This window comes from Aeromonas sp. PrichA-15, from assembly GCF_017939245.1.
Lineage (GTDB): Bacteria > Pseudomonadota > Gammaproteobacteria > Enterobacterales > Aeromonadaceae > Aeromonas > Aeromonas caviae.
Window position 1 is genome coordinate 1,142 of the sequence record NZ_JAGKRH010000370.1, and the last position, 7,319, is coordinate 8,460.

The following is a 7,319-nucleotide window of genomic DNA, read 5'->3' on the forward strand; positions in this document are numbered from 1 at the left end:
GGTAGAGGGTGGAGCGATGAACGCCAATGGCGCGTGCGGTGGCAAGGATGGACATCCCCTGTGCGCGAAGCACCGATAACTGGTATCGTTGCCCCTCGGTCAACTGCTGATAGCTCATGGTGATACTGCTTTTACTTTGGCGAGCAGAAGGGTACCACCAATCAGCAGTTGGCCACCTCTCGCCATTCATCCATGAGTGTCGCACTTATTATCTGAATTCCCGTATGACTTATTCGCACCTTCCTTAGTACATGAGAACATAATATACTTTATTAATGTTCAGTGTATGAAATGACATTTAAATTTGTTTTAAATAACACGCCTCATTAATCCCTTGCCATGACAAATTAATTTTTGTTTTTATTATCTGCATTATCAAATAGTCTGAGCACCTCATAATAAGTTGTATCTATATGGTCGAGAACATGGTGATACTTCACCTTAGTTTCCTTCAGAAAAGCAATGATGATATCAACTGCCGGCTGCCATAATAACTCTTTCATATCCTCATCCTCGAATGCATAGATGAGGCTGGTAAAGCAGGAGAAAAAATAATTCAGAGAACCTACCAACACTCGATACACATGGTGCTGTCGGGTTCCTGCAACATATATGAGATAATCATACTGCCTCTGCATGAGAGAGGCGAAGGTCTGTCTATCATATTGAGTAGACTCCCATTCAGTAATCATCAGATCCACAAGTTCGTCAAAAAAGTCTATTGCCAGTAATCCGCTTATCTCATCAGAGGTTATCGACAGGGGGCGGAACAATCTATTATAAAGGTTGTCCAGCAACTCCTTTTTATCTAATGACTGAACCTGCAATGCTATGTGCTCAACAGGCAAAGGTCTGGCCCCTTTAATAATGGCACCATCGCTACAATTAAAGCATCGAACGTCTTCATTATCCCTTAATAGGTGCTCCATACTGTAAATAGCAAGTCCAAACAAGGTATTGGTAGTAATCGTGCCGCCAAAATTCCCATCTACGGCAAAGCCTGTTTCGGCTGTTACTATATCGGTTAGCTGTTTTATTGGTTGTTGTTTGTTGTAGTAAAGACTATGCGCCGAATGGTGCTGGTTATTATTCTTATAACCATTGTCGATACCAAATAGATATACTTCATCGAAACCCAGTGTTACTGCATAACTGAGACCGGCATTACCAACAAATGGATTGACGAAACGTAGATCGGAAAAATTTTGTACATCGCCATCCCGCCCATTAAGAATGGCATACATGGGTTCATTAGGCTTAAAACCAAGTCCCGTACGGGCAAAGTATTGTTTACACTCCGGATGAATGACATCCACACTCAGGAACAGGATATCCTTGAGATAATCGGGATCCTTGAGCAAGGCAAGGAAATCAGCCGAACTCTTAGTGCGTTCAACTGCAACATATATATCTGGCTTTATGCCCTGCTTATGCAACGCACTGATACTAGAGCCACAAGCAATCAGGATCCCCTGATCCCCATGTTCACGGAGAAACGGTAATGCTGTATCGAGTGAAGCGCCATTGCCAATGACAAATGCTGGCAAACGAGACAGATCTTGCGGCCATCCATCATTCTTTAACAAGAAGGGAGTACGTTCAACCAAATGCTGATGACTATGAGCGATGGCGAACAAGTTGTCGTCAAAAAAACCCCACCCTGTTTTGAGTAAATAGAATTCCTTGGACACTCTTGCGATTAGAGAAAATATAGTATCGGACGGGTAATGCCAGAAGGCAAATTGATTGGATACCCAAAAAGCACCTTTCTTATGCACTGCATCTAACATATCATTGATCAGGGTATCTTCATCATGACCAATAAAAAAATGCAGTCCCATTTCTTCTTCATTAAGGAAGGAAAGCAAAGGAGCCCAATCAAAAGTAAAGAGAGAGGCATAAAATAGATCAAGATCCGGTTCGAAGATGAAGAGATTCTTAATGGCACATCGTTCATACAAGAATCCCAACTGATATCCAAGACCAACACCGAACATCATCACCAATGGCATGGTCGCAGGAACCCCCTTCATCCGGGTTAATTTCCCCTCCATCTCTTCAATCAGCTCTCCCATTTTATTCAAATACTGTACATGGATCTGATTAAAAAAATCCTGATCGTTACTGTAACGAGTACTTTCGATGACTGATCTCTGCATGACTAATTCAATCTGGGCTGAAGCTTCCTGATATGGATCTTTGCCGTAAAGAGATACTTTATCATCAAGCCATAATAGATTGGGAATACCATTCTCATTGCAATACAATCGGAATGGTCGCACTGGTTGATAGTTTTCGAACTGCTCATAAATGGCTGGTATATATCGACGAAAAGCATTCAAATTATCATTGAATCGGATGGGTAGCATCTCAACCATGGCTTTTTCTTGTTCTTGCTGGCGGCGCAGACGTGCAATTTCAGCCTCAAGCGATTCTATGCTTTGATCGATATTCATAAATGATCCTACTTATCTGGAGTGAGCTTTATACATTTGGGTTGCCTTATCTGCAACCATGACATCGCGCAGACGTTGTTGCAGATCACACTTCTCCATCTCGAGAACAACACACAATTTACCATCAAGCGCAAGAACGGCCTTGGCGGCCAGTACTAACTCTTGGCTAAACTGCCCGATAGCACAGAGCGATTGTAAAAAAGCTAAGCGCTCATCAACCAATCGATGAGCCAATGGCAAATCCTGTGCTGCGAGAGCGCCCTCAATGGCCGAACTCAATTCTCGTAATTTAGTCGCATCTTTCATACGGCAGTCTGTCGTGCCAATGCCTGTGCCCGCTCTTCTAACGGTATCGCATCCCAACCACTCTTAATCGTCTGCATCAGTTTGCCCACCTCATCAAGCGGAGCCGTATCCATATTGCGGCTGGCATCAAGCAATCTCTGCTTCATGTAGTCATAAAGCGCAAACAGATCCTCCGGCACCTTGCCATAGGAGAGATCCAGCGCGTCCTGCAGGCCATTGATGATGGCCATGCTCTTGGAGATGGCAACCGACTTGGCTTCGAAATCCCGGCGCTCTATGGCCCCTTTCGACTGGGCGAGGCGCTCGACGCAGACTTGCATCATTAGCTGGATGACACGATAAGGATCGGCCACAGCCATCTCGGTTTGCAGGTTCTGGGTGGTGTAGGCTTTGATACTCTTGCGATACATGACAACTCTCCTCCCTCGGGATCGCGAAAAATGTTAATCAGGATGACGTAGAGGTATTAATACGGCTCAGATAGGAGGCCGACTGGTTCATCTTGGCAAGTATGGCATCTAGGCCGGCATAACGAGCTCGCAGACTGGCCTCGTATTTGACCAACTGGGCCGAGGCATCAGACTCTTTCTGGGCCAGAGTTCGAAGATCTGAATTGAGCGAGTCTTCCCGCTGAGCCAACAGCCCCCCAGTCTTGGAGTAACCCTCCAGAGCCGTCGCCATCTTGCCAGCCACCCCCTTCTCACCACCAAAAATGGCGACCACCTGCTCGAAGTTCTTGTCCAGCGCCTCGTCAAATTTCTCGTTATCCAGGGAGAGTGCCCCCTTGTTGTCCATCTTGACTCCGAGCTGGAAGATAGAGGAAAACGAGCTCGAATTTTCGGAAGGGGAGATAATGGAGCCGCTCATCAGGTTGACCACGCTGCGGGTCACAGAATCACCGGCGAGGGCCCCACCGTCATCCTTGCTCTGCCCTGCCACTATGGTGTTGCGCTTGCCCAGGGCATCGGCCTTGCTCACCAGACCGTTATAGCCATCGATAAAGCTCTTGACCATAGTCTTGATGCCCTCTTTATCGGTAGCGACATCGACCTTGTTGGACTTGGCATTACCGTCCGTATCCTTGTCAGATTCGCGCAGCACCGTGACCTTGAGGCCCATGATGGTACCATCGAAAGTATTGCTGTCACTGGTCAGGGTATTGCCATCCACCACTATCTCGGCATTGCTGGCGGTCTGGGTCTGGGTCAGGGAGGAAGCAAAACCTGTCAGGCCCGCGGTGTTGCCGCTGACCTGCAGATCTTTGCCGGTGCCGCTCACGCCTGAGTCCAGCACCAGCTTGGCCTTACCATCGGAGGTGTTGATGATGTTGGCGGTCAGGCCGAAGTTGTCGCCGTCGTTGTTGATCTTCTTGCGCACACTCTGCAGCGAATCCCCCGCCTTTACGTCCACGGAGAAGGTCTTGTCACCGGCCTTGAAGGTCAGGATGCCATCTTCGGTCGCCAGAGAATCCGTCGAACTGTCAAAGGTGCCTTCAAACTTGCTGGTGGTTGCCAATTTCTTGACAGTGATATTGTACTGACCATTGGAGGCCCCGGTCTTGCTCTCCACCTTGAGGATGGGGTTGTCTTTGTCCTGGGTAATATTGACGGCGCGCTTGTTAAAGGCATCCGTCTTGGACATCTCCTTAAGAGTGGTAACGTAAGAAGCAATGGCAGACTTCAACTGACCCACCCCGGAGAGGGTGATCTGGGTGTTGGTCTTCTTGGTGGTGATCGGTTGTTGGACCTGCGCTTTTCTAGCATTCAAGCTGGCGGAGATCACACTCTCCAAGTCTATGCCTGACCCCGCCCCCGCAGAAGTAATCCCTGCCATTTTATCCTCTCCTCATCATTCCGTACTAAGGGTTTAAATCTCACTATCAAGCAACAAACCGAGCCTGGGGTTGGCGCCTGCCTCGCCTTGACGCAGTGCATGGATCCGTTTATTTATCGCAAGCAGCTCCTCACTGGGGATCTGGCGAATAACAGACTTGGTGTCCGCATCCACTACCTTGATCACCACCTGATCCAGCTCTTGCTCCACGCTGAAGTTGACCGTCCATCCCTGTAACTGGCCAAACTCCTGCAAATTTTGTACCTGTTTTTCAATCTCTGCCTGGTTCTTCACTGGCGGGGGGGCCGCATCCTTCGGCACCTGATCTCTCCGCTGTGTAGCACCGGCCTCTTCCACTGCACCAGAAAGTGATTGAGCGGCCACTTGGCCGCTCTTGTCACTTGGCTGTAGGGAAGCGACATTGACAGATGACAGTTTACCGAGTTCAGTTGTCATCTTTTCTCTCCCGTCTCAATATCACGCTGCCACTGTACTTAACCCTCAGAACTTAGCCCATCAGAGAGAGGGCGGACTGCGGGCGTTGGTTGGCCTGCGACAGTATGCTGGAGGCCGCCTGCTGCAGGATATTCTGCTTGGTCATGTTCGCGGTTTCGGTGGCAAAGTCCGCATCGCGAATACGGGAACGGGCGGCACTCAGGTTCTCGGATACGTTGGACTGGTTGCGAATGGTGGAGTCGAACCGGTTCTGCACCGCACCTAGCTCGGCACGCTTGCCATCTACCGCCTTGATCATAAAGTCCAGGTTGGCCATTGCCTTCTGCGCATTATCAGCAGTAGAGATACTGTTTACATCGCTGGTCGTGACAGGGCCTGTAGAGGCAACCACTTTATAGGGTTCTGCTGCCGTTGCGGTGACAGAAACAGCTGCACTAGACTTGGTCATCTTGGCAATGCCGGCAATGGTAAACGCGGTGGTCATCTTGAAACTGATGGTCTGACCGGCATCGGCACCCACCTGGAAATTTCCCTTATAACTACCATCAAGCAACTTCTGGCCACCAAAGGTGGTGTCGCTAGAGATCCGGTCTATCTCGGTCATCAGCTGACTATATTCCTGCTGGAGCGCAACCCTGTCGTCCGCATTGTTGGAGCTGTTGGCGGACTGCTGAGACAGGGTGCGCATGCGCTGCAGCATACTTGACACCTCATCCATGGCCCCTTCCGCCGTCTGGGCGACTGAGATGCCGTCGTTGGCGTTGCGGTTACCCTGATCCAGACCGTTGATCTGGGAGGTCAGACGGTTGGAGATCTGCAGACCCGCGGCATCGTCCTTGGCGCTGTTGATACGCAGGCCGGATGCTAAACGGGTGTAAGAGGTATCCAGAGATTTGTTGGTGTTCATCAAGTTACGCTGGGCGTTCAATGATGAAGTATTGGTATTGATATACATGGCCATAAAAGATTTCTCCTGATGAACAAGAAACTGCGGGCTCTGCTTGTGTCTACAAAACAAGGATCCCACCGTTCAGACGGACAGATTGAACGGTCTGTGCCATCTGGCGGGTCCTCTGTTTGAACGGACATTGGACCCGCAGTTGCGCAAATGTTGGTTTTCCGAACACCCCTCAATTTGCTTCATATTATGTAGCGGCAGCCCCATCAGAAGCTTTAGGAAATTTATTGCCGCCCTCATCAACAAAGAGGTAAACGCTCTCTGCCCAAGATGATAACAAGAAAGAAATGCAACACCGCGAATTCAACTTCGAAGTGCGACACTCGCCTATGCCGCCTGACGGTACTCTTCGAATACCTTGACAGGCTGCCTGAATCCGAGACATTTCCGAGGTCGTAGGTTGAGCCACTGCTCCGCTCTCCTGACATCCTCGTCCGTGACCTCTCTCAGGTCTGTTCCCTTTGGGATAAACTGCCTCAACAGCCCATTGCTGTTCTCGTTCAGACCGCGCTCCCACGAAGAGTAAGGGTGCGCAAAGTAAGTCTCGGCACCCAGCGCTTCCTCTATCGCCTTGTGTTCGGCAAACTCGCCGCCGTTGTCAAAGGTGATGGTATGCACCTGCTCGATGTAGGGCGTTAACATCTCGATTATCGCATCCCGCACCACCCCAGCCTGTTTGCTCGCGACCCGCTTGACCAGATAGAGCCGGCTCTTGCGCTCCACCAGGGTGACCAGTGCACCTGTGCCTTGCTTGCCCAGCACCGTGTCCGCCTCCCAATCACCGAGCCGCTCCCGGCTATCGACGATAGCCGGCCGTTCATCAATAGAGCGGGCTTCCTTGATGGGAGAACGCAGGCTGCTCGCCCCCTTGCGGTAGCGCTTGTGGCCCTGGCGCAGATGGCGGTACAACTGGCCACCCCGGGCTTTGTCGGCGGCCACATGGCGGTATATCCACTCGTGACTCACCATGAGGCCTATCTGCTTGCCCACCGCGCTTATCTGCTCCGGGCTCCACCACCAGGCGAGTGTCAGCTCGACAAACTGGATGACATCGGCAGATAGCCGAGATTTGGCCGCACTGGCCCGTCGGTGGGTGGCGTGCTGATGCGCATTGTCTGGCTGGTAGCCCTGCGGCCCGGCGTTACGACGCAGCTCCCGGTAGAGGGCAGGGCGGGAGCACACTTTGTTGATATTTTAACCAAAGAATAACTGAGCCCGATAGTCGTCATTCCAGCCGGCTCTTTTTAGCTTGTTTCTCTGACTTCGAGCACCACAATTGCTCTGTTTTACGATATTCAATACGAACCGCC

The 7,319-nt window shown here is 50.3% G+C and carries 7 protein-coding genes and 2 pseudogenes; all 9 read right to left on the reverse strand.

The window, feature by feature from the left end; all coding sequences use genetic code 11:
• Positions 1-118 (reverse strand): helix-turn-helix domain-containing protein (locus tag J9889_RS23285; RefSeq protein ID WP_148091053.1); only part of this gene is annotated, 118 nt, incomplete at its 3' end.
• Between the two features lie 229 nt (positions 119-347).
• Positions 348-2,456 (reverse strand): 6-hydroxymethylpterin diphosphokinase MptE-like protein, encoded by a 2,109-nt coding sequence (locus J9889_RS23290; protein ID WP_210558374.1) that lies wholly within the window; start codon positions 2,454-2,456, stop codon positions 348-350.
• 12 nt (positions 2,457-2,468) lie between these two features.
• Positions 2,469-2,762, reverse strand: coding sequence for a hypothetical protein (locus tag J9889_RS23295; protein ID WP_043129336.1), 294 nt, complete (start codon positions 2,760-2,762; stop codon positions 2,469-2,471).
• Complete coding sequence (gene fliS, locus J9889_RS23300; RefSeq protein ID WP_210558376.1) at positions 2,759-3,172, reverse strand: flagellar export chaperone FliS; 414 nt, start codon at positions 3,170-3,172, stop codon at positions 2,759-2,761. Before fliS ends, J9889_RS23295 begins: the two co-directional genes overlap by 4 nt.
• A gap of 37 nt (positions 3,173-3,209) precedes the next feature.
• Positions 3,210-4,595: a flagellar filament capping protein FliD gene (gene fliD / locus J9889_RS23305; RefSeq protein WP_210558378.1), complete on the reverse strand. Its 1,386-nt coding sequence runs from the start codon at positions 4,593-4,595 to the stop codon at positions 3,210-3,212.
• A gap of 33 nt (positions 4,596-4,628) precedes the next feature.
• Positions 4,629-5,051: a flagellar protein FlaG gene (locus J9889_RS23310; RefSeq protein ID WP_210558381.1), complete on the reverse strand. Its 423-nt coding sequence runs from the start codon at positions 5,049-5,051 to the stop codon at positions 4,629-4,631.
• A 52-nt stretch (positions 5,052-5,103) separates the two neighbouring features.
• On the reverse strand, positions 5,104-6,012 hold the full coding sequence (flaB, locus tag J9889_RS23315) for a flagellin (protein ID WP_210558383.1): 909 nt from the start codon (positions 6,010-6,012) through the stop codon (positions 5,104-5,106).
• Between the two features lie 324 nt (positions 6,013-6,336).
• Positions 6,337-7,173, reverse strand: a pseudogene (locus J9889_RS23320) (IS30-like element ISAs2 family transposase); the annotation flags it as partial.
• A 30-nt stretch (positions 7,174-7,203) separates the two neighbouring features.
• A pseudogene (locus J9889_RS23325) lies at positions 7,204-7,319 on the reverse strand (ISAs1 family transposase); the annotation flags it as partial.